This window comes from Pseudoalteromonas sp. OF5H-5 (assembly GCF_021530695.1).
GTDB lineage: Bacteria > Pseudomonadota > Gammaproteobacteria > Enterobacterales > Alteromonadaceae > Pseudoalteromonas.
Genome location: NZ_JAKGBF010000001.1, coordinates 18692 through 43101, shown reverse-complemented (window position 1 = coordinate 43101; position 24410 = coordinate 18692). Strand labels below are relative to the sequence as shown.

General features: G+C 39.4%; 25 protein-coding genes. 7 read left to right on the top strand and 18 right to left on the bottom strand.

The genetic code is table 11. From position 1 onward, the window contains the following. Position 1: 1 nt before the first annotated feature. Positions 2-1762, bottom strand: a complete 1761-nt coding sequence (locus tag L1271_RS00210; RefSeq protein ID WP_235366519.1) for a KAP family P-loop NTPase fold protein — start codon at positions 1760-1762, stop codon at positions 2-4. Positions 1763-1780: 18 nt separating this feature from the next. After that, positions 1781-2026, bottom strand: coding sequence for a helix-turn-helix domain-containing protein (locus L1271_RS00205; RefSeq protein WP_033103103.1), 246 nt, complete (start codon positions 2024-2026; stop codon positions 1781-1783). 508 nt (positions 2027-2534) lie between these two features. Between L1271_RS00205 and L1271_RS00200 the strand changes: the two genes are divergently transcribed. From L1271_RS00200 to L1271_RS00185, 4 genes are all read left to right on the top strand, one after another. Beyond that, positions 2535-3434 (top strand): cation transporter, encoded by a 900-nt coding sequence (locus tag L1271_RS00200; RefSeq protein ID WP_235366518.1) that lies wholly within the window; start codon positions 2535-2537, stop codon positions 3432-3434. Between the two features lie 453 nt (positions 3435-3887). Next, the gene (locus tag L1271_RS00195) at positions 3888-5180 is read left to right on the top strand and encodes a TolC family protein (protein WP_235366517.1); all 1293 of its coding nucleotides are present in this window, start codon (positions 3888-3890) and stop codon (positions 5178-5180) included. 71 nt (positions 5181-5251) lie between these two features. Further along, positions 5252-6148: an efflux RND transporter periplasmic adaptor subunit gene (locus tag L1271_RS00190; protein ID WP_235366516.1), complete on the top strand. Its 897-nt coding sequence runs from the start codon at positions 5252-5254 to the stop codon at positions 6146-6148. A gap of 10 nt (positions 6149-6158) precedes the next feature. After that, the gene (locus L1271_RS00185; RefSeq protein ID WP_235366515.1) at positions 6159-9287 is read left to right on the top strand and encodes an efflux RND transporter permease subunit; all 3129 of its coding nucleotides are present in this window, start codon (positions 6159-6161) and stop codon (positions 9285-9287) included. An 84-nt stretch (positions 9288-9371) separates the two neighbouring features. On the opposite strand, the gene L1271_RS00180 is transcribed toward L1271_RS00185, so the two are convergent. Together L1271_RS00180 and L1271_RS00175 are read right to left on the bottom strand one after the other, a co-directional pair. Next, positions 9372-10259 carry a cation diffusion facilitator family transporter gene (locus L1271_RS00180; protein WP_235366514.1) on the bottom strand — a complete coding sequence of 296 codons (888 nt, stop codon included), beginning with the start codon at positions 10257-10259 and terminating at the stop codon, positions 9372-9374. Then, the gene (locus L1271_RS00175) at positions 10246-10977 is read right to left on the bottom strand and encodes a transglutaminase-like domain-containing protein (protein WP_005245162.1); all 732 of its coding nucleotides are present in this window, start codon (positions 10975-10977) and stop codon (positions 10246-10248) included. The genes L1271_RS00180 and L1271_RS00175 overlap by 14 nt, the downstream gene beginning before the upstream one ends. 79 nt (positions 10978-11056) lie before the next feature. On the opposite strand from L1271_RS00175, the gene cadR reads away from it, so the two are divergent. Next, positions 11057-11446 carry a Cd(II)/Pb(II)-responsive transcriptional regulator gene (gene cadR / locus L1271_RS00170; protein WP_008109677.1) on the top strand — a complete coding sequence of 130 codons (390 nt, stop codon included), beginning with the start codon at positions 11057-11059 and terminating at the stop codon, positions 11444-11446. A gap of 526 nt (positions 11447-11972) precedes the next feature. On the opposite strand, the gene L1271_RS00165 is transcribed toward cadR, so the two are convergent. Continuing rightward, on the bottom strand, positions 11973-12335 hold the full coding sequence (locus L1271_RS00165; RefSeq protein WP_235366513.1) for a recombinase family protein: 363 nt from the start codon (positions 12333-12335) through the stop codon (positions 11973-11975). A gap of 387 nt (positions 12336-12722) precedes the next feature. Here L1271_RS00165 and L1271_RS00160 point away from each other — a divergent pair, with 387 nt between their 5' ends. Together L1271_RS00160 and L1271_RS00155 are read left to right on the top strand one after the other, a co-directional pair. After that, on the top strand, positions 12723-13244 hold the full coding sequence (locus L1271_RS00160) for a DUF305 domain-containing protein (protein WP_008109672.1): 522 nt from the start codon (positions 12723-12725) through the stop codon (positions 13242-13244). 1 nt (position 13245) lies between these two features. Next, the gene (locus L1271_RS00155; RefSeq protein WP_235366512.1) at positions 13246-13977 is read left to right on the top strand and encodes a glutaredoxin; all 732 of its coding nucleotides are present in this window, start codon (positions 13246-13248) and stop codon (positions 13975-13977) included. A gap of 215 nt (positions 13978-14192) precedes the next feature. Here the strand turns inward: L1271_RS00155 and L1271_RS00150 are convergent, their stop codons facing one another. The 13 genes from L1271_RS00150 to L1271_RS00090 form a co-directional block, all read right to left on the bottom strand. Further along, positions 14193-14543, bottom strand: a complete 351-nt coding sequence (locus tag L1271_RS00150; protein WP_024602002.1) for a hypothetical protein — start codon at positions 14541-14543, stop codon at positions 14193-14195. 50 nt (positions 14544-14593) lie between these two features. Then, positions 14594-14965, bottom strand: coding sequence for a hypothetical protein (locus tag L1271_RS00145; RefSeq protein WP_008109666.1), 372 nt, complete (start codon positions 14963-14965; stop codon positions 14594-14596). A gap of 10 nt (positions 14966-14975) precedes the next feature. Next, positions 14976-15398 (bottom strand): hypothetical protein, encoded by a 423-nt coding sequence (locus tag L1271_RS00140; protein ID WP_008467863.1) that lies wholly within the window; start codon positions 15396-15398, stop codon positions 14976-14978. Next, a complete protein-coding gene (locus L1271_RS00135; protein ID WP_063529850.1) occupies positions 15382-16047 on the bottom strand; it encodes a methyltransferase family protein in 666 nt (221 codons plus the stop codon). The genes L1271_RS00140 and L1271_RS00135 overlap by 17 nt, the downstream gene beginning before the upstream one ends. After that, positions 16040-16375: a DUF2933 domain-containing protein gene (locus L1271_RS00130; protein WP_063529849.1), complete on the bottom strand. Its 336-nt coding sequence runs from the start codon at positions 16373-16375 to the stop codon at positions 16040-16042. Before L1271_RS00130 ends, L1271_RS00135 begins: the two co-directional genes overlap by 8 nt. Beyond that, positions 16365-16712, bottom strand: coding sequence for a P-II family nitrogen regulator (locus L1271_RS00125; RefSeq protein WP_138627004.1), 348 nt, complete (start codon positions 16710-16712; stop codon positions 16365-16367). The genes L1271_RS00130 and L1271_RS00125 overlap by 11 nt, the downstream gene beginning before the upstream one ends. 4 nt (positions 16713-16716) lie before the next feature. Next, positions 16717-17070, bottom strand: coding sequence for a cupredoxin domain-containing protein (locus L1271_RS00120; protein WP_138627005.1), 354 nt, complete (start codon positions 17068-17070; stop codon positions 16717-16719). Positions 17071-17081: 11 nt separating this feature from the next. Then, positions 17082-19325 carry a heavy metal translocating P-type ATPase gene (locus tag L1271_RS00115; RefSeq protein ID WP_193522135.1) on the bottom strand — a complete coding sequence of 748 codons (2244 nt, stop codon included), beginning with the start codon at positions 19323-19325 and terminating at the stop codon, positions 17082-17084. A 101-nt stretch (positions 19326-19426) separates the two neighbouring features. Continuing rightward, positions 19427-19840: a MerR family transcriptional regulator gene (locus L1271_RS00110; RefSeq protein ID WP_193522134.1), complete on the bottom strand. Its 414-nt coding sequence runs from the start codon at positions 19838-19840 to the stop codon at positions 19427-19429. A gap of 306 nt (positions 19841-20146) precedes the next feature. Beyond that, entirely contained in the window at positions 20147-20569 is a 423-nt protein-coding gene (locus L1271_RS00105) for a hypothetical protein (RefSeq protein WP_004589264.1), read from the bottom strand. A gap of 659 nt (positions 20570-21228) precedes the next feature. Beyond that, positions 21229-22089, bottom strand: a complete 861-nt coding sequence (locus L1271_RS00100) for a copper resistance protein B (RefSeq protein ID WP_182724336.1) — start codon at positions 22087-22089, stop codon at positions 21229-21231. Next, on the bottom strand, positions 22086-23909 hold the full coding sequence (locus L1271_RS00095; RefSeq protein ID WP_010558029.1) for a copper resistance system multicopper oxidase: 1824 nt from the start codon (positions 23907-23909) through the stop codon (positions 22086-22088). The genes L1271_RS00100 and L1271_RS00095 overlap by 4 nt, the downstream gene beginning before the upstream one ends. 27 nt (positions 23910-23936) lie before the next feature. Continuing rightward, on the bottom strand, positions 23937-24407 hold the full coding sequence (locus tag L1271_RS00090) for a YybH family protein (RefSeq protein WP_008467847.1): 471 nt from the start codon (positions 24405-24407) through the stop codon (positions 23937-23939). Positions 24408-24410: the final 3 nt, after the last annotated feature.

Here is a 24410-nt window from a genome sequence, read left to right as displayed (position 1 = left end):
ATTACTTAGTTCCCTCTAGTTCTTTTAAAATTGGATTAAGCCACCTTTGTCGGGGCAAGCTTTTTAAGAATGTAAGAAGACTTAAACAACATTTATCATCCTGCTTGGCAAGTAGCACTGCTCCATAAATGCCTGTAGGTCTTTCAGTCCAATCACCAATCAACTTAAAGTTTTCAATCAAACCATCCATGACTGACATGTATTCTTCCTTAGGAGTTGTGGTAATCGCAGTAGAGTTAACGCCACTGACCCTTACCTTTTGCTTCATTAAGTCTTCTACAAGTTTTTGAGCGGCTCCTGACATTACCGCATTAACAGCGCCCATTGGAATGCTTTCTCGACTCAGATACGCCGCTGGAGTCAAATCCATCTCAGTAAACATTGGAGGTAATTTTGACCATTTATCAATAAAAGCTAGGTCTAGCTTCCACTCTTCAGGTAACTTAATTTCGTCAAATTCAACTTCTGAATTTTCGAGTTCCGCCAATACTTTTGGGAATCCCTTTTCCTTGTCAATTAATTCATAAAGCTTATTGGTAGCCTGAGTGCCTAAGCACCTCTCAAAAATTACCAGCTTAGTGATGGTTTTTTCATCAAGCTGCATACCTCGACGGTGAGCCGTTTTCTTTCTCATCTTCACTTGGTTCAGTAATCGCTTAACTATGCGAGGGTTGCCGTTAATGTTTGTAGATTCAGCTAATAGTGGAGCTAACTGCTCAGCAACTACAAATTTACTTCTGAGTTCTGAATGCTTTTCGATAGCGTGATCTTGAAGTAGCTCATCAATGGTTATTTGTGGTTGTTTCCACGACAGCCTTAATGATTCTTCAAGGGCACATCTTATCGTTTCTAATTGAGCATCGGTAACGCCGTGGTCTTGAGCAGTAAGCATCATTAAATATGCCCTTATCTCCAGAACGCCGGGTCTTGGTACATGCACAGGAATTTGAATAAGCTTGTCTAAATAATCAGTTTGATGTCGTTGAGATGCACCTTTGTGATATTCCGGCACAGCCAAGCGGATCATGTCTTCATCGGCGGCAATAACAAATGCGGTATTTGGTAGAAATAGAAATAATCTGATCGCCTCAAGTGTTGAAATGGCATTAAATGGAGAGCAGCGATCTAAATTATCGACATAGACAATAAGTGGTTTATCAAACTCCTTTAGCAGATCTGAATATGCTTTTCGGAATTCTTTAATTTCTTTAGGAGGTGAGAATGATTTCTTATCTTTGATCAAACCTTTGTTTTTCTTCGCGACATCCTTAGCGCCATCGACAGCACCTTTTACATCATCAACATCCAGTTCACCATCGTCACCACCACTGAATAGTCCCATGATCTTCTGTATACCACCTATAGTTGGTATACCAGCTAATGCTGCACCACCATCCATAAGTAGTCCCATCAGTCTGATCTTATCTATTCGTCCAGCAAACTCTTTTGCTTTTGCACTTAGGTTTTTATCGTCTGCTGCTTTTTTAACTAAAGTAGATGCGATTGTTTCTAATAGCGCAGCTTTAGCATCATCGTACCCTTGGAAAGTCCATGCATCAAAATGTACTTGGATATATTCTTGTTCATCAGTTTCCAAAGATGCTTTGGTAAGTTCAAGAATAGTAGATTTTCCTGCGCCCCAATCACCAAAGACACCGACGCTAATAGGCATTAACTCCTTTTCTGTTATAAGATCTTTTATTGACTCAGCCGTTTCATTAAAATTTAAGAAATCAATTTTTGATTCTTTATCAGACCACATAACGTCTCCTTTTATTTATTATTTCTTTTGTTCCATTCTTTCAATAGTTCGGTGAACCGTGGGGCGGCTAACAGAATATTTCTTCGCTAATGCAGAGATCGATTCACCATTTAATTTATCTTTATATAATTCTTTCGCTTGTTTGTCTGATAAAGCAGGCAATCTGCCCATGTGTTTGCCTTTAGCTTTAGCCTCTTCACGACCTTCTGTGGTTCTGGCTTTTATAAGATCCCGCTCAAGTTGAGCGAATATGTGGCTACGCATAATGTTTGAGATTATTTCTCATCAAGCCAGATTGGGTGAGTACTAGGAAATCTTCGTCAGATTTGAGCCTGAAGCAGTCGTAAACGATGGTACAAAATTACTTCAGCTAAAATTCACTTTGATACGAAACCGGACATTAGGCTTAGCGTATCTCATGACAAGTGTTCCAACAATATAGTCGTTGCTCTTACTTTTAAATTTAAATCTTGTTTTAGATCCTCTGTACAATTAGTAACACACCAACGCGACTTTAATGTGGAATTAGGATCATCGGTTAATTTATTCTATCTAGATAGCTCTTCTATTTTTTATCTTTGATAAACATCGGTATAAAACGGGCAGTCCAAATAATGTTAGCAGTGTTTGCTGTCACTACCCCCCAACAATTATTTTCTTGGAATAGCTATTTGAGTTACTTCCCAAACTTTTCATATTGAATAATTTTTATTTGACTCTATAGTCACTATAGATTTTATACTTATTTTAATATTGTTTCGGAATGTAGAATATGTCGAGAAAATGTAGTGGTCAGTGTCAATCATCTCCTATCAACGAAGATGTAAAAATTGATACGCAACTAGATAACTATAGTGGCGCGTTTGTCAGTACATTTAAAGTACCTCAAATGGACTGTCCTTCAGAAGAGAGATTGATTAGGTTAGCACTTGACTCAATTGAGCCTTCAGTTGGGTTGCAATTTGATATTCCTAGCCGTTTAGTCAAAGTTTTTCATGATGAAAATTTAGATGAGATAACAAAAAAGTTACAACAACTCAATCTCGGTGCAGAACTAGAATTAACCCAAAATAGTTGCAGTACGGAAGCTGCAAAAGCAAAAGACTTAGCCCAAAAAAATGAGATGAAAGAAGCATCAACCCTAAAATGGTTGTTAGCCATTAATGGAGTCATGTTTTTTATAGAAGTAATTGCTGGGTTGATTGCACAGTCTGCTGGCCTAATTGCGGACTCATTAGATATGTTTGCTGATGCTGCTGTGTATGGTTTGGCTATTTATGCGGTAGGTAAAAGTATCAGCATGAAACTTAGAGCGGCACATATATCTGGTGTGCTTCAAGTTATTCTAGCGCTAGGTGCTTTGAGCGAAGTCGTAAGACGCTTTGTTTACGGTAGTGAACCGATCTCTTCTTTAATGATGATATTTGGTGGAATAGCACTAATCGCTAACATTGCTTGTCTATTTTTAATATTTGGTAATAAAGAAGACGGCGCTCATATGAAAGCAAGCTGGATTTTTTCCGCAAATGACGTTATTGCAAATGTTGGGGTAATCTTAGCTGGCTTTTTAGTTACAGTAACAAGCAGCCGTTATCCAGATTTAGTGATTGGTTTGATTATTGCTGTTGTCGTTTTAAACGGTGCTCGCCGTATCTTACAGCTAAAGTATTAAGCAGAGAAATGAAAATAATGCACTCATCGTATATCAAATCAAATATATCATACGTGATAATGATTTTAATCGCGGTGCAGTCTGTGTTTTTTTCGCTAGAAGAGCTTGAAATAAACTTAAGTGAAAGTTCTTTTAGTTCATCACTAACTAAGTCTATTACCCCGCTAAAAGCTCCAGAAGACTCCAATATGCTTGAGGTGAATAATAGCAACTCTTCAATTGATAATTGTAATTTTTGTTGCTGTTGTCACTTATTTTTAAATGCTGATTCTTCCTGTAACATTTTCCAAGCAACAGATCACTTCCTTACCTACGCCTTAGTTTCTCCTGAGCTAAAAGGCTATATCTCGGTGCCATTCCGCCCACCTAAATACGCCTAAATTTTATAGAAAATTAAGAAAGGTCAAATGTTAATGACCTAAATATCACATATAAATTTATAGGAAAGTATACATGGCACTTAATACCTGTGTGCATCGCAAGATAGCAATTTTGAGGTGTGTAACACCTCGGCTTAAATATATCGCGTTTCTCGCTTTGTCACTTTTTACATTTAATGTTTATGCGTTTGAAAAGCCGTTAAACCTTCAAGAGGCAATTCAGCGGACGCTTAAACAAAGTCCAGAACTTAAAATATTTGATTTCAAGCAAGCGGCATTAACAGGACAAGAACAAACAGCAAGTTTAAATCCCGCTTATGAACTAGAAGTTGAAGCTGAGAACTTTGCAGGCTCAGGTGAATTTAATGCATTCGACAGTGCTGAATTAACAGTCGCTCTATCTTCGGTTATCGAAATGGGAGATAAACGCTCAGCGCGAATTGGACTTGTTTCAAAATCAAGAGTACTACTCAATGCTGAGAAAGAAGTCTCTGCGCTTAACTTAATGGCTCAAGTCACTGAGAAGTACGTGGAAGTACTTGCAGCCCAACAAAGAGTTATATTGGCAGAAAATGCTTTGAGCTTAGCACAAGAAACGTTAGAGATTGTATCTCAGCGTAACCGCGCAGGTGCTACTCCTGAGGCTGAAGTGAAACGCTCAAAAGCAGTTATTGCTCAGGCTAACCTCACCCTTCAATCTGAACAAAAGCGCTTGGAATATTTGAAGCTCTCATTAGCAGCCTACTGGGGGGAAAACTCTGTAACCTTCTCTGAAGTAAAAGGTGATCTGTTTCAGTTTGGCAATGATAGTGACTTTAACAGCCTTTTTGCGAAGTTAGAGAAGAACCCTGCTATTCAAATCTATGCAAGTGAACAGCGACTAAAAGAGGCTGAAATACAGTTAGCTAAAACAGAGTCAACGGCCAATATCAAATGGTCTGTTGGTGTTAGGCGCTCTCAAGAAGCCAATGATACGGCACTGGTCGCTGGCTTTAGCTTACCTTTGTTTGCTGAAAAGCGAAATTCTGGTGCAATCGCTAGTGCGCTAGCAGAGCGTGACCAAGTTGCCATAGAGAAAGAGGCGACTAAGTTGAGGTTTAGAAATCACTTACTACGAGCATACTCCAATAGAAAACAAGCCATATTAACAGCTAATTCATTAAAGCAGTCGGTTATCCCAATGCTTGAAGATGCACTGGAAGATACTCAAGACGCCTATCAAAAAGGTCGATATGGATATCTTGATTATGTATCGGCTAGACAAGAGCTGTTAAATGCTCGGCGAACCCTCATTGATGCGGCATCTGCTGCCCTAATTTATGGCGCAGAGATAGAAAAACTAACAAACGAAGCGCTGTCACTCTAAAAAAAGCATCACTTTAAGCTTAATAACAATTTATTGATTCAGTTATTAACTGAATCGTTTAGGAATTAAAAATGAAAAACTATTTACTCGCACTATTGATTTTTATTGGGTATTTGTCACCCATTCAAAGTGTTTTCGCTAGTGAAGATGAACATGAAGGCGAAGAAGGCATAAGCAAAATCGACAATAACATGGCAAAAAAGGTTGGTGTTGAAACAGCCTATTTAGCTTCAAAAACGTTGAACCAAACTATCCCTGTATACGGCGCTACGACGATAGGCGCTGAACAATTATTTCAAGTTGGCGCTAGATATAACGGCGTTATAAAGACAATAAACTCCACTGTTGGTGATACGGTAAAAAAAGGCGATCTATTAGCCGTTATTGAATCTAATGAGAGCTTAAATACTTATAAAATAACATCGCCTGTTTCTGGGACTGTTTTACAGCGAAATGGAAATATTGGCGGTATCACGCAAAACACTAGCTTGTTTGAAATCGTCAATTTTGACACCTTGTGGGCTGAATTTAAGGTGTTTACCAGCCAATATAATCAAATTAAAGTCGGTCAACCTGTTGATATTGAGCATGGTGAACAGGCATTCAACTCAACCATCACCAATATAATTCCAGCTAAAGATCAGTCTTATGTTTTAGCACGTGTACGTTTAAACAACACTGAGTTAAAGCTAACGTCAGGTCAATTATTAAAAGGCAACGTCAAAATAAATCAATTCAAGGTGGATTTAGCCGTTGAGAAAGTTGCTATCCAAGAACTGGGGGGACAATTAGGTGTATTTGTTAAAGAAGATGAAGAGTACGAATTTGCACCGCTTGTATTAGGACGTTCAGATAAGAACTATATCGAGGTTATTGGTGGCCTCAGTAAAGACACTGAATATGTAAACAAAAACAGTTATCTGATAAAAGCAGATATATTGAAATCTGAAGTAGAAGACGACGATTAGGAGACGCAATATGATTGAATCAATTTTGCGTCTTGCAATAAATAGGCGCTACTTAGTATTAAGCTTGCTGATGGTAATCATCGGCGTTGGTATGTGGAGTTATCAAAAACTTCCCATTGATGCTGTTCCAGATATAACAAACGTGCAGGTACAAATAAACACTTCTGCCCCCGGTTATTCACCTTTGGAAGCGGAACAAAGGGTGACCTTTCCTGTAGAAACAGCCTTAGCCGGATTGCCAAAGCTGTCTCACACCCGCTCCCTGTCAAGATATGGATTATCTCAAGTAACCGTTATCTTTGAAGAGGGAACCGATATTTATTTTGCTCGCAACTTAATCAATGCAAGATTAGCTGCGATAAAAGGCGTTATTCCCTCTGGCTTAGAGCCAGAAATGGGTCCTATTTCGACAGGGCTTGGCGAAATATTTATGTATACCGTACAAGCTTCTCCTGATGCTAAAATGCCTAATGGAGAGCCTTATACCGCTATTGCCTTAAGAGAAATACAAGACTGGATCATTAAACCGCAATTGGCTCAAGTTAAAGGCGTCATTGAGGTCAACAGTATCGGCGGCTACAACAAGCAATATCACATAACACCGAAACCTGAAAAATTACTTTTTTATCGTGTGAGCTTTGAAGAAATATCTGATGCATTACGTAAAAATAATGATAACCGTGGCGCGGGTTATATCGAGCAAAACGGACAGCAAGTTTTAGTACGCTCCATTGGGCAACTAGCGACAATAGATGAGATCCTCAATGTCATCATCAAAAAGAACGATGGTATTCCTGTAAAAATAAGTGATGTTGCCAATGTTGCTATAGGCAAAGAACTTAGAACAGGGGCTGCTACTCGTAATGGCATTGAGACAGTGCTTGGTACAACCATGATGCTGATTGGTGAGAATTCTCGCACCGTTGCTTTAGAAGTGGAACATAAGCTCAGCGAAATACAAAAATCTCTGCCAAAGGGCATTACCGCAGAGCCTGTTTACGACAGAACAACGTTAGTAGATAAAGCGATTGCAACCGTTACCAAAAACCTCGTTGAAGGTGCGCTTTTAGTTATTGTTGTGTTATTTATTCTACTTGGAAATTTACGTGCAGCTCTCATTACCGCTGCTGTTATCCCTATTTCCATGTTAATGACAATCACAGGTATGGTGCAAGCAGGAGTATCTGCCAATTTAATGAGTCTCGGCGCATTGGACTTTGGCTTGATAGTGGACGGGGCTGTAATCATCGTTGAAAACTCTGTCCGTAGGTTAGCACAGGCCCAACACAACGGTCATAGGCAAGACTTAAGAGAACGCCTAAATACCGTTTTTGAAGCCACTTCAGAAGTGATACGTCCAAGCTTGTTTGGTGTGGCAATTATCACTGTTGTTTACATCCCCATTTTCACGCTAACTGGCGTTGAAGGGAAAATGTTCCACCCTATGGCGGCAACTGTCGTTATGGCGTTAATTTCCGCAATGATCCTTTCAGTTACACTGGTTCCTGCTGCTGTAGCTGTGTTTATGAAAGGTAAAATCAGCGAAAAAGAAAGTGTTGTTATTCGTTCAACCAAGTCTATTTATGAACCATTGTTAAAAATGGCGATGAAATTTCGTTGGATTATTGTTTCATTTTCAACGCTGTTAATGGGGTATAGCCTTTGGTTAGCAACTACGCTTGGGGCAGAATTTGTTCCTCAATTAAATGAAGGTGATATTGCACTACAGGCATTAAGAATTCCATCGACTGGCCTAGAGCAATCAGTAGAAATGCAAGAAGTACTTGAGCAACGTATTAAAGCGTTTCCTGAAGTTGATAAAGTATTCTCGCGCATCGGCACACCAGAAGTAGCAACTGATCCAATGCCACCGAGTATTGCTGATATCTTTGTTATTTTAAAACCACGTAAAGATTGGGCCGAACCTTCAAAGCCAAAGAGTGAATTAGTTGAAGAAATGGAAGAGGTGCTAAAAAACATTCCGGGCAACAACTATGAATTCACTCAGCCTATTCAAATGCGTTTCAACGAATTGATTTCTGGTGTTAGAGCTGACGTGGGTATCAAAGTATTTGGGGATGATTTGGATCGGTTATTACTTACCGCAAAAGATATTCTAAATATTGTGAACACCGTGGACGGTGCTGCTGATGCCCGAATGGAACAGGTCACAGGTGTTCCATCTTTATCAGTAATTCCTAAACGAGAAGCGCTTGGTAGGTATGGTTTGAGCGTTACCGAACTGCAAGACTGGGTTGCTACTGCAATTGGCGGTGAATCTGCGGGGATCATTTATGAAGGTGACAGAAGATTTGAGTTAGTTGTTCGCCTACCAGAGCAAACAAGAACAGATATCGATGGCTTGAAGCACCTGCCGCTTCCGCTTGAGGGTGGTAACTATGTGCCACTTGAAGAAGTTGCAGAGCTTAAATCAGAGTCTTTACCCGCTCAAATTAGCCGTGAGAACGGAAAAAGAAGAGTTGTGGTTACCGTCAATGTTCGTGGCAGAGATTTAGGCGGCTTTGTAAAAGAAGTGAAAGCTAAAATTAATCAGGAAGGAGAAATCCCAGCAGGATACTGGCTTGATTATGGTGGAACGTTTGAACAACTAGAGTCAGCGAGTAAAAGATTAAGCTTAGTTGTACCGATCACATTAGTTGTTATCTTAGGTATTTTGGTTATCGCATTTGGTTCATTAAAAGATGCATTAATCATTTTCAGTGGCGTGCCTTTAGCATTAACAGGGGGCGTATTTTCACTTTATTTAAGAGACATGCCCTTATCAATTTCGGCAGGTGTCGGCTTCATAGCCCTATCTGGTGTCGCCGTATTAAATGGCTTGGTTATGTTGGCTTTTATTCGAGATCTTTGGCATGAAAAAGGCGACCTTTACGTAGCGATCATTGAAGGTGCCATCATTCGTTTAAGACCTATTTTAATGACGGCACTGGTCGCAAGTTTAGGTTTTATTCCAATGGCGTTAAACACTGGAATTGGTGCAGAAGTACAACGACCACTAGCAACAGTTGTTATCGGCGGTATTGTATCTTCTACAATTTTAACTTTGTTTGTATTGCCTATTTTATATCAATGGGCGCATGGCTCTGAGAGTAGCAAACAGCAATCCGACGAAATTTAAAATCAAAAAAAGCAGCTTAATTACTAGGTTATGCCTAATTAAGCTGCTTTTTATATTGTATGCCCAACATTTTATTGATAAAGCTTACTGCGCTTCATCCCGACAATTTTCATTTAAAAACTCAAACTCTATCGTTGTATGCGATAAATGATAGGAAGATAATTTAGCTGCAACTTCTTGTTTAAGCCTAATTAATTCTTTAACGTCAAAGTTGTCACTCAGCTCAAGGTGCGCTGTTAAAACGTGACTTTCACCATCTAGTGACCAAAAGTGCATGTGGTGGATACCATTAACTTCAGGAAATTCCATTAGTGATAGTTTAATACGCTTTTGAGTCTCTTTATCGGGTGCAGCTTGAAGAAATAAAACGAGTGTTGATTTCAGGTTTTTGAAAACATTAAACAAGATGAACAGCGTGAACCCTATTGATAAAAGGGGATCTAATATCGGCAGTTCAGCGAACAACAGTACGATAGAGACTATAAGAACGGCAACCCATCCAAGTACATCTTCAAGAAGGTGCCATGTCAGCACTTTCTCATTTAATGTTTCACCCGCTTTTAATCTTAATACAGCATATCCGTTAACGGCAACGCCGAGTATCGCTAGCCCTAACATCCCCTCGACTACAGGCATTTCAGGATTGGACAGCCTTGGAATTGCTTCAAATAAAATCCAAATTGAGCCAATGATTAAAACAATACTGTTTATCAATGCGCCAAAGAGAGTAAGTCTACGATAACCATAACTAAACTTATCTGATGCTTCTTTATCTGAAAAACGACTTAAAATCCACGCAAAACCTATTGAAAGACTATCACCAAGATCGTGAACTGCATCTGCCATTATCGCCGTACTGTTAGTGAGCCAACCACCTATAAATTCGATAATAGTGAATGTCACATTAAGGAAAAATGCCCAACCAATACGGTCATCTTTACCATGTTGATGACTATGATTATGGTTGTGCATTTTGTACCTCTAGTACTTTTCTATTTCTTAGTTTTGATACATTCATATTAATCAAGTGACGTATCAAGCGTTGATATATCCAGCGTTTGAACCCCGACAAGTTAGTCCCTTTTTCGAGATAGAACTCATCAGGGGAATCGTAAAGCCCAAAGTCATCATGAATACCTTCTTTTTGAATATAGGTATTTTCTCCACGCCAATCTGTATCTGGTGATGAAAAGCACTTTGTTGCAACACCATAACCACAAAAATCATCTTTTACTTGGTCAAATTTCTCCTGTAGAGAGCTTAAGTATTGCTCATCCAATATAAAGCCCTCTAAGTTTATCCAACGCCCTTCAAAGTAAACTTCTACCCAACTATGAATGATGTATTTAGGTGCTAACCAAAATACATAGCTTGGGATAGCACCTTTTTGTAGTTGCTGGTCTATGGTAAACCCATGAAATCGGCATTGAATGCCTAGTCCACGCAATAGTGCCATTAACAGATTACCCTTAGTATTACATTGTCCATAACCATCTGCTAGCACATCGCTTGCTGCAATATCATCGCTTTCATTATAACCAAAGAAAATCTCATCTTTTACAAACTGATAAGCGGCACCAATTTTGTTGAAGTTATCCAAGTTTTTCCACCTACGTTGATCGATCAAGGATTGGATATCTTTGTGTTCAAAATTAACGATATTCGTATTGTTTAAATATTTCTCAGTCATTTTTTATATATCCTTTTCGTTGCATACTTATACTATAGACTCTATAGTAACTATAGAGTCAAATGTCTGGGGGAAATTGATGAAAATAGGCGAATTGTCTAAAAAATCGGGCTGTTCAATACAAACGATTAGATATTATGAAAGAGAAGGATTACTGTTAAATCCAAACCGTTCAGAAGGTAATTTCAGGCTGTATGATAGTAAAGCACTTAAACAATTGGAGTTCGTAAAACATTGTCGCAGCCTAGATATATCACTCAATGATATTAAACGTCTTATCGAATTAAAAAATAAGCCAGAAGAAAGCTGCTCTAGCGTTAATGCATTAATTGATCAGCAACTTGCACTAGTGAATAAACGCATGAAAGAATTAAGGGCGCTTAAAGCTGAATTACAGCAGATGGCTAGTGCTTGTGGTTCGAACAATACTATTGAAGCATGCGGGATCATTAAGTCACTAGATAGTTAACTCTGTTAGAGGCATACGGGCAGAATATAGAACATTAATCGACTATTGCATGTCCTAAATGTGGACAGATAAAAACGGAAGAAATGCTGACAAATTCATGTCAGCGGTATCACAAGTATGAGTCACACAAGGTTTTGCCAAACTATTGAATGGTGACTGGTGTGTTTACTTCTCATATGGAACAGCAAAATTCCGCCAATTCTAGAACGACAAAATTAGTTGCAGCCGTTAATGCACTAGAGTGTTTAAATTGAAGTTTATTATTGACTCTTCAACGTCTGCTTTACACTCTGAATTTTCGTTAATAACTCAAAAGCTAACTTCCGCTTTTGGCTAAGTGAAGTCATAAGGTATTCATTGATGCTAATGTCCGCAATGTCGGAGGAGCTGCCGTTAGCAAATAGCATCAAATTATCGTAATATAACTGATTGAGTCTCAGATATTATGATTAAAAAATCATACTTTCATAAAAAGAGAGATTGGCGGCATCCCTTTAAAACCTTTCAGTCTAAAATGAGATCAATCTCAATCATTATGCACAGTCACAAATACTCCACATAGGTTGATCATGGCAGTGGCAAACGGATTATCATTTTTGGTATTGAGAGAGCCGTCGATAATATTCAAACAAGCACCTTTCTTATGGATGCTTTCAATTGCCTCAAGAATAGATTTTAACGACCGTCCCAAACGGTCGAGGCGAGTAACAATAACTTCATCACCTTCCCTGATAAAGTCGATGAGTTCCTTAAGCTTTTCTTCATTTCGAATCGAAGCACCAGACTGTTTGCCTTGGAATATTTTTTCACAGCCCTGAGCGTCCAACTTGGACAGTTGAATATTTAAATCTTGTTCTTTAGTTGAAACTCTTGCAAAACCAACTTTCATATATACGAAACCTGTAACTTTCGTACATGAACGTAATGAAAAATAGAAATTCGTACACTACGGATAGAAAATGAATGACAATTCTAACTATAAAGTGACTTAATTATTTCACACGCTTCACTTGTACATGAGCTTGCCATTTGTTGAAGCTCAGCTTGTAGTGCTTTGAGTTCTCCCATTAGATTGTTAATTAAAGCCAATTTAGCCTGTGTCTATCATAAGTTCAAAACTTAAACTCTAGATATAAGCTGAAATTGAGTCAATCGTATTACAAATACTCTTATTGATACTGACTCATTACTTGCACTTTTTCGAGAACATGACCACATGTAGAGAATAATAGGCTAACAGTGGGAAATATTTACACTATCAATGTAAGGATTACTTATGAAATACTCAAGATTTGCTGCAATGATCATCACCTCAACCATTGCTATGTTTGTCATGATGTATCTCAACACTTACGCAGTATCACATATATGGTTTAGTGAAACGCGTATCTATATGGCGTTGTATATGGGAGCAGGTATGGCAATGATCATGCTGGCCTTTATGCTTGGCATGTACAGTAACAAGAAGCTCAACATGGCTATTTTTCTATTGGCGACAATACTGTTCGCCATATGTCTTTATCTTGTTCGCTCTCAAAGCACAATTTCTGACACTGCCTACATGAAAGCGATGATTCCTCATCACTCCATTGCTATTCTTACTAGTGAGCATTCAACTTTGGAGGATGTACGCGTGCGTGAATTGGCAAATGGTATTATTAAAGCCCAACGAAAAGAAATAAAAGAAATGGAATGGCTGATTAAAGATATTTCTGAAAATGGAAAGGTCAGCTCACAAGCTCAGGCTGAGCAACGACCGCTCCCAAAGTTTGAAGGCACACTGAACAAAGGAGACTAAGATGACTAAGACAGCTACCCTGTACAGAATGGTCACTGACGAACATATCTGCCCCTATGGTTTAAGGTCGAAAGATTTGCTGGAGAGGCAAGGGTATGATGTAGAAGATCATAAGCTCACGTCAAGACAACAAGCTGATGACTTCAAAGCTAAGCATGATGTCAAAACTACGCCACAAACCTTTATTGAAGGAAAGCGTGTCGGAGGATACGATGACTTAAGAGAGTATTTTGGTAAAGATGAAGCAGGTCAAACTGGCACAACCTACACGCCCGTTGTAGCCATTTTCTCGATAGCTGCACTTCTTGCTGTCGCATCTCAACATTTTGCTTCCAGCTCATTTATCTCCATCAGAACACTGATGCTATTTATAGCTTTTTCAATGACGCTCTTAGCGGTGCAAAAACTGAAAGACCTATACAGTTTCACAAATTCGTTTATTACTTATGATTTACTAGCGATGAGATGGATAAGATATGGTTATATTTATCCCTTCATTGAAGCATATGCAGGTATTGGTATGGTTGCCCAACTACAGCCTCTCGCAGTGGCACCATTTTCATTGTTTATCGGCACAGTTGGAGCAATTTCAGTTTTCAAAGCCGTTTACATTGACAAACGCCAGTTAAAGTGTGCCTGTGTAGGCGGCGATAGCAGTGTGCCACTTGGATTTGTATCGCTATCTGAAAACTTATTTATGATCGCGGGAGCATTGATTATGCTGCTGATATAAAGGTATAGCTCTATTCGGCGGCCCCTTAACTGTTAAGATTAGACCTAGGATGCCAGCCCACACCTTTTTAATCCATATGTAACATTTTTCTGTCGTACTGGCATCAAGATAACCAGAACTGAGCAAACAATCTCAAAGGTTGTACAAAATAACACTAAAGCTTTTTCATTAAGTTTTATTGTTATGCTCTTGTGGTGGCTTTCGCCACCACTTTATTAGTTTTCAAGTTCCACCATATCTTTCGCTGCAATGTCACCAGACACTAGCTTTACAGTTGCGAAATGATCATTCACAATTTTAGTAATTTGTACCGTTCCTACCTTTTCGATAGTGTAGGGATCTTCACCTTCACTCAATACTATTCTTTCATGGAATCTAATAACACTGTATTTTTGCCCAACCTCTGCGCCATGCTTAGCACCAATACAGATTAGAGTTCGATTATCAGAACTTTCTACTACCTGACCTCTCACCATGTATTTATGATAAAAAGTGGTATTGGAACAACCCACTAAATATAAACCGAATGTAAGCAATAAAAGAGCTTTTATATAGGGTGTTTTCATCACTGTTACCTCATTTGACTAACTAATTATCTATACACTTTTTTATGAATTCATTTGTTTTTCCGGCCAGCCCCCGAAGGTGCTTGATGACAACTCCAAGGCTTATGAACAGAGTTATCTTTGATGTTCTGATCAACAAATTTATAGTAACTTTCTTTAGTATGTGTCCACCAATCATTATGAACATCTGCGCCATACTTACGGATTACCTCCTCAATCCCATCAAGGCTTACGTTTGCGGCATCATAGGCAAGGTGTATTTCACCTTCTTTGATGTTGTAACTAACTTCATCTATACCAAAAAGCTGATCTATTTCTTTTACTAACTCGTCACAGCTTTCTTCTGTGACATTGCTAAGCTTTAGATTTCGAACAACTAAATTTTGCTCTCTAACGCCAACTCTATGATTTAAATCGCTCATAATTTTTCTCCTAATGTTTGTGTGAATGCTGTTGATTGCTATCTTTCATTTCTTCCATTTTGCGGTTCATCTGCGGCATCATGTTCCCCATCATTTCTAAATGATGTTCAGCCATCTTGATTTGTTGATGCATTGGCATTTCTTCCATGTTTTTGTGCATGGATTGCATCATCTTCATCATTGAACGGTGATGTTCAACCATCATCTGCTGTTGCTTTTCAGGATCTTTTTCAGTTTTAATGGCATGGACTTCCTTTTTCATTTCCATCATCTTTTTGTGCATTTCTCCCATGTTCTCATGTGGTATTGCCATGCCTTGATGCATATCAGCTTTGTTCGCACCTTCATGTTTATGCTCATTGTTTTGGGCAAATGAGCTAGTAGTTATCAGTAGTGAACTAATAAATAAAATTGATTTAGTTAACGTTTTCATGATTTTTACCTTCTACACTTTTATTAAAATTTGGGATCCAACTTGGTGTCGATTCCATATACCTGTGGTACTCCGAACCAAACTCAGCAATCGCTTGTGCTTCTTCGCGTTTCGCTAGCTTGACGTAAACAACGACTAAGATCGGAAACATCGCAAGTGTTGGGATTGTCGGCCACTGCAATAAAAAGCCGAACATGATTAGAATGAAAGCTACATACTGTGGGTGGCGACACCTTGCATACCATCCAGTTGTAGCCAATTGATGATGCTTTTGCGCGTGATGCAATACATTCCATGCTGAAGACAACATAAAGAAACCTGCAACAATAAACACCATACTCACTATATGAAATGGGTCCCAATGGGCATCACCTTGAAATCCAAAGAAAGTATGTAATAAATGCCCATTCTCATGCGCAAAGAAATTTACTTCTGGATAGGTCTCCGTCAGCCACCCCGACAGAAAATAGATAGTTAAAGGAAAGCCATACATTTCAGTAAATAGGGCAACAATAAAGGCGGAGAACGCTCCAAGGCTTCGCCAATCAGTAGATGTTTTTGGTTTGACAAAACTAAAGGCAAAAAAGATAAAAATTGCTGAGTTCAGTATCACCATTGACCATAAGCCATAATCATATGTCTCATTCATCACTGTTCTCCTTTTTATGTGATTCCTTACGTCCTTCTTCTAAACCTTGTATGTAGCCGTCACGATAGGCAGCATTTTTATCCGTGAGTTCTTGAAAGCTCTCTTCCTTTTTCTCATCAGGCGCATGTGAATGATCGTGGCCATGTTTGCCATGACTGCCATGCATAAATACGTGCATCAACGGGCATAGCAATAAAATCAAATAAGGAAGAAATTGCAGTACATGCTGTCCATGTTCAAAGATTAAAAAATAGGTGGCTGCGGCAATAAGCACCAATGCAGCCCAACCCGTGGGTGTTGACCAAAATTTAGGGTGCTCATTTTTCATATTGGCCTCCTATTGACCTTAAATTTTCCGCTGAAGCTTCAGACTTAGAATTTATCCAGAAGAGATTATCCACAGGGGAGATACTAACTAGTCCTTCTCCTTCAACGTTGGTATACGCTGCATCAAGCAAAACTTTAGCAACATGTTCTGCATCATCAAAAGCAACATAAATTGTCATAACTATATGTGCTGATAAGTGATTTCTGTTGTAAGTATCAGCATATGCACCTCTGCCCGTTGCTTTATGAATGGTAAAGCCTTTATAGCCATGTGAAAGTAGTGCCTCTTCTACTCGTGTTAACACCATTTCATCGAAAATGGCGGTCACTTTTTTCATCCTCCTAAACAACCTTTAAGACACCGCGATACATTTGCATCTGACAATGAAACTCATGCTCTCCCGGTGATAAGTTCAATAAGGTAATTTGAGTAATTTCATTTAATTTAAGCTGCTCGCTTACCTCCAATGATGGAATAAGCATTGTTTCAGCGCAGGGTGATTGATCTTTGCGCATAAACTTCAGAGTGACAGGTTGACTAGCAGACACTTGGATTGAGGATGGTGAATACACGCCATCCCTCACTTCAATGAGTACTTCATTACCTTGAACAATTGTTTTATTGGGTTTGTATAGCCAAAACCACCAAACAATCAGTGCGATTAACACTAAGCCTAATAAGTTAATTAACATCATCGTGTTTCTCCTTAATGCTCTTTTGCTTTAAACAAGCGAAGTCGATTTGCATTTGACACTACAGTCAATGACGAAAACGCCATTGCAGCACCTGCAATTACAGGGCTAAGCAGAATGCCAAAGAAGGGATATAGAACCCCCGCAGCAAAAGGAATCCCGGCTACGTTATAGACAAACGCGCCAAACAAGTTTTGTTTTATATTTCGTAAAGTAGCTTTGCTTACCGCTATGGCATCAGCTAGGCCATGAAGTGAACCACGCATTAGGGTAATGTCAGCACTTTCGATAGCTACATCAGTCCCTGTGCCTATGGCGAAGCCAACATCGGCTAACGCTAGCGCAGGAGCATCGTTGATGCCATCTCCTGTCATACCAACAATTTCGCCGCCTTCTTGTAGCTCTTTCACCTTGTTGGCTTTATCTTCTGGCAGCACTTCAGCAAGAAACTCACTAATACCCGCTTTTTTGGCAACAGCAGCAGCGGTTTCCTTGTTATCACCCGTTAACATGATGACGCGTATACCATTAGCCTGAAGTCGTTTGATAGCAGAGATTGAGTCTGACTTGATAGGATCTGCAACAGCAATGATTGCTGCAAGTTCACCATCTACAGCAAAGTACATAGGTGTTTTGGCTTCTTTGGCTAAAGACTGCGCTTGTTCAACAAAGCCTGTGAGGTCTATGCCTTTTAACTTCATTAGTTTATCGTTTCCGAAAAGCAGGGCTTTATTGTTGCAGTTTGCTTCTACACCAAAACCCGTAATGGCGTTAAACGCTTCAATTTTTAGTAACTCAATATCCTTATCTAACGCACTTTCAACAATCGCTTGCGCTAAAGGGTGCTCTGAGCCGCTCTCTAAACTTGCAGCAAGCTGTAGTACGTCTTTTTCGTCCGTAGCTTTTGCTAAAACAATATCGGTTACCTTAGGTGCCCCTTCAGTAATAGTGCCCGTTTTATCTAAAATCATGGCAGTGATTTTAGAGGCGGTTTGCAGTGCTTCACCGTTGCGAATTAGCACGCCTGCTTCTGCGGCCTTTCCTACTCCGACCATGACAGACATGGGCGTTGCCAAGCCCAAAGCACATGGGCAGGCAATAATGAGTACAGTAGTTGCTGATACGATGGCAAAAGCAATTGCTGGCTCAGGTCCAAAGTTAAGCCATGCTAGCGCACTTAACACAGAGATGATCATGACAACAGGAACGAAAAAAGCTGAAATAACATCAGCCAAGCGGCCAATCGGCGGTTTAGAATTTTGTGCTCGTTTCACCATATTGATGATTTGCGCAAGCGCCGTGTCTTTTCCAACACGTGTGGCTTTAAACATAATCATGCCTGATTTGTTCAAAGTACCAGCGACAACCTCATCTTCTTCGGCTTTTTCAACAGGCATAGGCTCGCCTGTCAGCATGGACTCATCAATAGAGGTGTGCCCTTCCAATACCACACCATCGACGGGAATTTTTTCGCCCGGTTTTACCTTTACAATATCGTTAAGTAAAACCTGCTCAATACCAATCTGAACTTCTTTGCTATCACGAACTACGGTTGCCGTTTTGGCCTGCAAGCCGATAAGACGCTTAATGGCCTCAGAGGTTTTACCTCTGGCTTTTATTTCTAATGCCAGACCTAAATCAATTAAGCCAATGATCATGGCGGTAGCTTCAAAATAAACATGCCGTGCCATTAATGGAACGGCGTCAGGTGCAAACACGACAACCATCGAATACACCCAAGCTGTACCTGTTCCTAAAGCTATTAAAGTGTCCATATTAGCGGAGTGGTTTTTAAAGCTTTTCCAAGCGCCAACATAAAAATGCTTACCTGAAAAATACATAACACCAAAAGTTAAAATGCCTACAACCAGCCAAGACATGCGTTCAAGGTTTGTTTCAACCGTCATTTCTCCAACCACAATGCTGTAGATCATCAAAGGAACACCGAGTGAAAGGGCAATAAACGTATCGCGCATTAGTTTTTTATAATATGCCCAATCAGCCGCTTCTTTCTCGTCAAGCGCATCTGCTGCCGAGCTATCATCAATTGGCTTCGCGTTATACCCCACAGACTCAACAGCTTTGATCAATTCTTCTGTCTTAGCTGTCCCAGAAACTGTTACAGTCCTATCAGCAAAATTCATTTCCGCACTGACTACACCAAGAGTTGCCTTTAACGCCCCTTCAATTTTGCCTACACAGCTAGCACACCCAGCTCCTTCAATGATGAGCTGTTGGTTATGTGATACTTTCTCCAACGTATTCTCCTTACTTTTACACGAAGAGGATTGAGCTTTTGCCTGACAGCAACAGCCTGATTCGGTTTCTATATTTGTATTAGTAGTCACCATTTTTCCTCCTATGCCTTTTTAATTTGCTCAAAGTTTTCGATGAGATGACAAACCATGTTTGCAGTCGGCGCTTTGTCTTCCATTTCTTCCCATTGAGAAAGAGCTGAAGACATTTTTCCTCGAAGTGCCAACATTGCTTGAAACTGTTTTTCTGTTTCTTCAAGCCTCTCTTTGATCAGGCTTCTGACTAATGGGCACGCACTTTTACCATCTTCAGATTCATTAAGAATTTGCTTGATATCTGCAACAGAAAAACCAAGGTTTCTGGCACTTAAAATGAATTTAAGTCTCGATACTTCTTTATTCGAGTATGACTTGTAGCCGTTCACTGACTTAGCAGGTTTTAACAATCCCAATCGCGAGTAATAGCGCACCGTATCAGCAGTCGTTCCAAGGCTTTTTGCCAGCTCTGCAACTTTCATGTTCACTCCTTAGTTCTTCACCTAAGTTTGTAATCTCACCTACAGCTTAGACCTGTGTCTAAGACACAGGTCAAGTGATTATTCGTGATTAATAATGCAAAAGCTAAAAACTAATTTTTGGTAAAAAGAGGAATCTCGGCCAAAATCGACAGTATTAATTACTGTAAATGGCAATAACTTGAGCATTTTCATAATGCCTTTCCAAATATCGTACTAATCGTTCAAAACAATTGATTATTTAAATCAATGAATAAGTCATTCTATTTTTGATGGGAGTGGCGAAAAAAAGACGCACTGATCCTGTGATTAGCCAATAATTGGTGGACGATAAAGTAAGAGATGGATACCAGATTTTGGTAGGGGTGTACGCTGTAGAATTAGCTCAGAATGAATATTGCAAATACCTTCGTCTTGCGCTTCCACAAGATAGGCATTTAAATGAAAGCTTGTACAAAAACCGCCTTCACAACAAACACAATCACCAGCTTTACATTTTTCACAGTCTTCATCACCATGACGGTTTTTAGAATCTTGCGAATTTTCAGTGTGATAGTGACTATTGTCAATCATTGATTGATGATGCATATTTTTGCTTGGTTGTATAATATGCGTGTCGGATGAGCCATTATGATGCTCTTCACAATTCATTGGTTTAGCAATAGCAAAGCCATGCTGCGTAAGCAACACAGTTATTATTACTATTTTAAACCACCTGAAAAGTCCAAACATTATCATTCCTTCTTTAGCACCTACAATATTAGCCACTTTATAAAAATAATTTTATGATCTTGATCAACCTTTGAACTAAAACCTAAACTTTTTACTTTTTACTTTTTACTTTTTACTTTTTACTTTTTACTTTTTACTTTTTACTTTTTTAAACAGCTTAAACTTCACAAGTATAAAAGGGGTGTCTAATTTATACTCATGAGATTGAAGCCAAGCATGAGCACCATTAAAAGAAATAAAAACCCTACGCTCATAATTAGGTATTGAGTAAGGGATCATTTTTCCAATTGTTCAGCTTTAAGCGCTGTACTTTGCAACAATCGGTTCTATCCCGGGCACATCCAATTCCCGTTCATCAAAAGTGATAAAATGGCCTATTGTAGGTCTTTCAATGGCGATGTTTTTTGCCTTGACTCTTTAACCTTAACCATTCGCCAACTTTACTTCTTAGCTGATATTCCACCTTGATAGGTATACACCAGACTGGCACCGACTGAAAACAAGAAGTAGCTTACTATTACTGCTCTTAGTTCTTTCCAAAAAAACTATTAGCTAGGCCTTTCCTAACATAACTAAAATGGTTTAAATCCCAAAAAACGAAAGCTACCATCAATATAGTTGCGGTAGCTCTCATCAAGTCAATATAGTATTTCTTCACATCAGAGCCAGAACTTGATACCTGCAACAAAAGCAGTATCACGAGTACTTTGCCCATTTAACTTCGCAAAGTCGGCTGTATTACCAAATTTATTTGTCCACTCAACGCCAACATAGGGAGCAAACTGGCGGGTAAACTCATAACGAACCCGAAAACCAATAGCACTGCTAGACAAGCCACTACCAAGGTTATTTTGGACGTCATCCTTACCGTAAAGCGTCAACTCTGCTCGTGGTTGAACAATTAACTTTTGAGTAAGTAATAGCTCATACTCAGCTTCGATCGAAAATGCACTATTACCTTGCTCTCCTAAATACGCAGTCATATCAATTTCAAACCAGTAGGGGGCTAGACCTTGTAAACCAAAAGCTAGCCATTTGCGGTTTTCACCTTCGTTATTGTAATCAAGTCGAATACCGACTTGTGTATCCCAATAAGCAGATATTGCGTGGCCCCATAGAAAATCTGTTTGGTTCTCCTCTAAATTACCTTCGCTAAAATCTCCTTCAGTTTTGATGACTAATCTATCAAAAGTAGTGCCATACCATGCCTGAAAGTCAAAAACACCTGCGTTTGTTTGCTCATTATATTCAAGACGATCCCCTAGTAGCGCGTAAAATGAATGCTCATCTGCCAAAGTCAGTCGTTTGTCGCTACTGAGTGCGTAAGGGCCTTCAGTCAAAGTTGTACCTGCTGCATAAGCATGGGGGTCTCTAGCATCTTTAGGTGCATCTCCACCTTGTGCTTGCATTTTAGGATCACCCATCTCAGTCATCTCATCTTTTGCAGATACAGATACACTTATAAGGGGCAAACCTATTAATAATAGTCTTAAGGTATTGGTTAGTATTAATTTTTTCATGATACAACTACCTCTCTAAACATACCTGCATCCATGTGGAATAATAAATGGCAATGCCATGCCCAGCGACCTACGTCATGAGGTGTTGTTAAAAAACTAATTCTTTGCGCTGGTTGTACAGGGATAGTATGGCGACGAACCTGTACATCACCTTTTTCATTCTCCAAATCGCTCCACATACCATGCAGGTGCATGGGATGTGTCATCATTGTATCGTTTTGTAAAATAACTCTTAAACGTTGATTATGCTTCATGTGAACTGGCGTGCTTTTTCCAAATTCCAAGCCATCAAATGACCAGCTATAACGCTCCATGTTTCCAGTTAAATGTAATTCAATTTCAGCCTCTGGTTCTTGCTGGTTTGTAATTCCCTCAAGAGAATGTAAATCTGCAAGTGTTAAAACACGGCGTCCATTTTTACGTAAACCTATACCGGGATCATCAAGGTTTGTTCTAGGCATATCAACACGCATATCAACAGAAGCTCCATACTCTGTTTTTGCATGACGCACTTTAGTGCTAGCAACAGCTAATGGGTTTTTAGTCATTCCATGTTTACTATGATCCATTGCCATCGCTCCATGACCCATTGCACTATGATCCATTTTATTAGAATTCATGCCCGACATACCTGCCGTATCAGCCATTGTAGAATGCACACTATCATGGGTCATATTGCCCATCATATCTGTCATCGTTAACCACTCAACGGGGTCTAAAGAAGGTACTGGTGCATCAACGTTAGGTGCCATTGATAAAGTACCTTTAGCATAACCTGAGCGATCCATGCTTTGTGCAAAAATCGTATATGCATCATTTTTTGGCTCGACAAGTACATCATAAGTTTCACCGGGACCAAATCTAAATTCATCTACTGTCACAGGTTCAACATTTTGTCCATCAGCTTGTACAACTGTTAACTTCAGCTCAGGTATTCTTACATCAAAAAACGTATTGCTAGAACCGTTAATAAATCTAAGCCTAACCTTTTCGCCAGCTTTAAACATTCCACGCCAGTTTGTCAAAGGCGCACAACCATTCATTAAAAAAGTCATTGCAGATGCTGATAAGTCTGCAAGATCTGTAGGGTTCATTCTCATTTTATTCCACATTTCCCGGCGTTGTAGCGCATTTGAAACGCTGCTATTTGAAATGTCATCAAAAAACTCTGGAACAGTAGGTTGATTAAAGTTAAATACATCGCCCTGTACTTTTAACTTGCGAAACAAATCCATTGGGTCATCATCAGTCCAATCAGACAATTGGATGACATGCTCATTGTCAGCACTAATAATATCCTTTTCTCTTGGCTCAATAATTAATGCGCCGTACATACCTGTCATTTCTTGAAAGCCACTGTGTGAGTGATACCAATATGTGCCGCTTTGTTGCAGCTTAAATTTATAAACAAAGGTTTCACCCGGCATTATACCTTTAAAGCTAATACCCGGTACGCCATCCATTTGATACGGAAGAATGATCCCATGCCAATGAATTGAACTCGGCACTGATAATTTATTAGTTACCCTGATAGTAACGTCATCACCTTCTCTGAGGCGCAAGGTAGGAGCTGGTATTGAGCCATTGATTGTTGTAGCCATTCTTACAACACCTGTGAAGTTTACGGGTGACTCATCTATCACTAAATCTATTACTTCTCCACTTAGTTCGGGCGCAGTACCTGTTGAAGTTCCAGCAATCAAAGATGAAGCTGCATGAAGAACACTTGGAAAAGCAGCTAATACACCGCCAGCAATTACACCTTGTACAAAGCGTCTACGTGGCGTAGAAACTTGATGTAATGGACTTTTAATTCTCATTTTGTACTCCGTTATTTAATCAATAAGTTAATGTGACCAATGAATGTGCTTAATCTTCCATTCACCATTTTGTTTTTCCAGCACCATCGTTTCCATGCCTTGATAATCGCGTTCAACACCTTTATGAGTACCTGTAGTTTGACTACGCGACGCAGAGATAGCGGTATTTCCAAGTATCGTCACTTGATGTTCAAGTGTGTCGCTCTTCATCGCTGCTAAATACTTCATATCCGACAACATATGATGATGAGCATATTCATCAGCGCTCCTTTCAACGCGGCCTCCCTCGAAAATGGTGACATCATCTGCTAACTGCGCTCTAGCCTGTTTTTGATTGCCAGTTTCAAGTGCTTGATGAAATGCCAAAACAACTTTTGCGGCAGGGGTATCTATACCTTTAAACAAACCTTTGTCTTTGTTCTTATCACCATGAGCGTTTGCTGCGAAACTAAACGTCATTAATAAAACGAGTAATATATTTATTGTTTTCATTTTCATTCT

Bases quoted from the DNA above. Each gene is read 5' to 3' on its own strand.
- L1271_RS00165 (WP_235366513.1), bottom strand. From the start codon at position 12,335: ATGAAAGTTGGTTTTGCAAGAGTTTCAACTAAAGAACAAGATTTAAAT.
- L1271_RS00200 (WP_235366518.1), top strand. From the start codon at position 2,535: ATGTCGAGAAAATGTAGTGGTCAGTGTCAATCATCTCCTATCAACGAA.
- L1271_RS00210 (WP_235366519.1), bottom strand. From the start codon at position 1,762: ATGTGGTCTGATAAAGAATCAAAAATTGATTTCTTAAATTTTAATGAA.
- L1271_RS00105 (WP_004589264.1), bottom strand. From the start codon at position 20,569: ATGTTTGGACTTTTCAGGTGGTTTAAAATAGTAATAATAACTGTGTTG.
- L1271_RS00205 (WP_033103103.1), bottom strand. From the start codon at position 2,026: ATGCGTAGCCACATATTCGCTCAACTTGAGCGGGATCTTATAAAAGCC.
- L1271_RS00125 (WP_138627004.1), bottom strand. From the start codon at position 16,712: ATGAAAAAAGTGACCGCCATTTTCGATGAAATGGTGTTAACACGAGTA.
- L1271_RS00190 (WP_235366516.1), top strand. From the start codon at position 5,252: ATGAAAAACTATTTACTCGCACTATTGATTTTTATTGGGTATTTGTCA.
- L1271_RS00130 (WP_063529849.1), bottom strand. From the start codon at position 16,375: ATGAAAAATGAGCACCCTAAATTTTGGTCAACACCCACGGGTTGGGCT.
- L1271_RS00180 (WP_235366514.1), bottom strand. From the start codon at position 10,259: ATGCACAACCATAATCATAGTCATCAACATGGTAAAGATGACCGTATT.
- L1271_RS00100 (WP_182724336.1), bottom strand. From the start codon at position 22,089: ATGAAAAAATTAATACTAACCAATACCTTAAGACTATTATTAATAGGT.
- L1271_RS00110 (WP_193522134.1), bottom strand. From the start codon at position 19,840: ATGAAAGTTGCAGAGCTGGCAAAAAGCCTTGGAACGACTGCTGATACG.
- L1271_RS00185 (WP_235366515.1), top strand. From the start codon at position 6,159: ATGATTGAATCAATTTTGCGTCTTGCAATAAATAGGCGCTACTTAGTA.
- L1271_RS00195 (WP_235366517.1), top strand. From the start codon at position 3,888: ATGGCACTTAATACCTGTGTGCATCGCAAGATAGCAATTTTGAGGTGT.
- L1271_RS00160 (WP_008109672.1), top strand. From the start codon at position 12,723: ATGAAATACTCAAGATTTGCTGCAATGATCATCACCTCAACCATTGCT.
- L1271_RS00095 (WP_010558029.1), bottom strand. From the start codon at position 23,909: ATGAGAATTAAAAGTCCATTACATCAAGTTTCTACGCCACGTAGACGC.
- L1271_RS00155 (WP_235366512.1), top strand. From the start codon at position 13,246: ATGACTAAGACAGCTACCCTGTACAGAATGGTCACTGACGAACATATC.
- L1271_RS00175 (WP_005245162.1), bottom strand. From the start codon at position 10,977: ATGACTGAGAAATATTTAAACAATACGAATATCGTTAATTTTGAACAC.
- cadR (WP_008109677.1), top strand. From the start codon at position 11,057: ATGAAAATAGGCGAATTGTCTAAAAAATCGGGCTGTTCAATACAAACG.
- L1271_RS00135 (WP_063529850.1), bottom strand. From the start codon at position 16,047: ATGAATGAGACATATGATTATGGCTTATGGTCAATGGTGATACTGAAC.
- L1271_RS00140 (WP_008467863.1), bottom strand. From the start codon at position 15,398: ATGAAAACGTTAACTAAATCAATTTTATTTATTAGTTCACTACTGATA.
- L1271_RS00090 (WP_008467847.1), bottom strand. From the start codon at position 24,407: ATGAAAATGAAAACAATAAATATATTACTCGTTTTATTAATGACGTTT.
- L1271_RS00150 (WP_024602002.1), bottom strand. From the start codon at position 14,543: ATGAAAACACCCTATATAAAAGCTCTTTTATTGCTTACATTCGGTTTA.
- L1271_RS00120 (WP_138627005.1), bottom strand. From the start codon at position 17,070: ATGATGTTAATTAACTTATTAGGCTTAGTGTTAATCGCACTGATTGTT.
- L1271_RS00145 (WP_008109666.1), bottom strand. From the start codon at position 14,965: ATGAGCGATTTAAATCATAGAGTTGGCGTTAGAGAGCAAAATTTAGTT.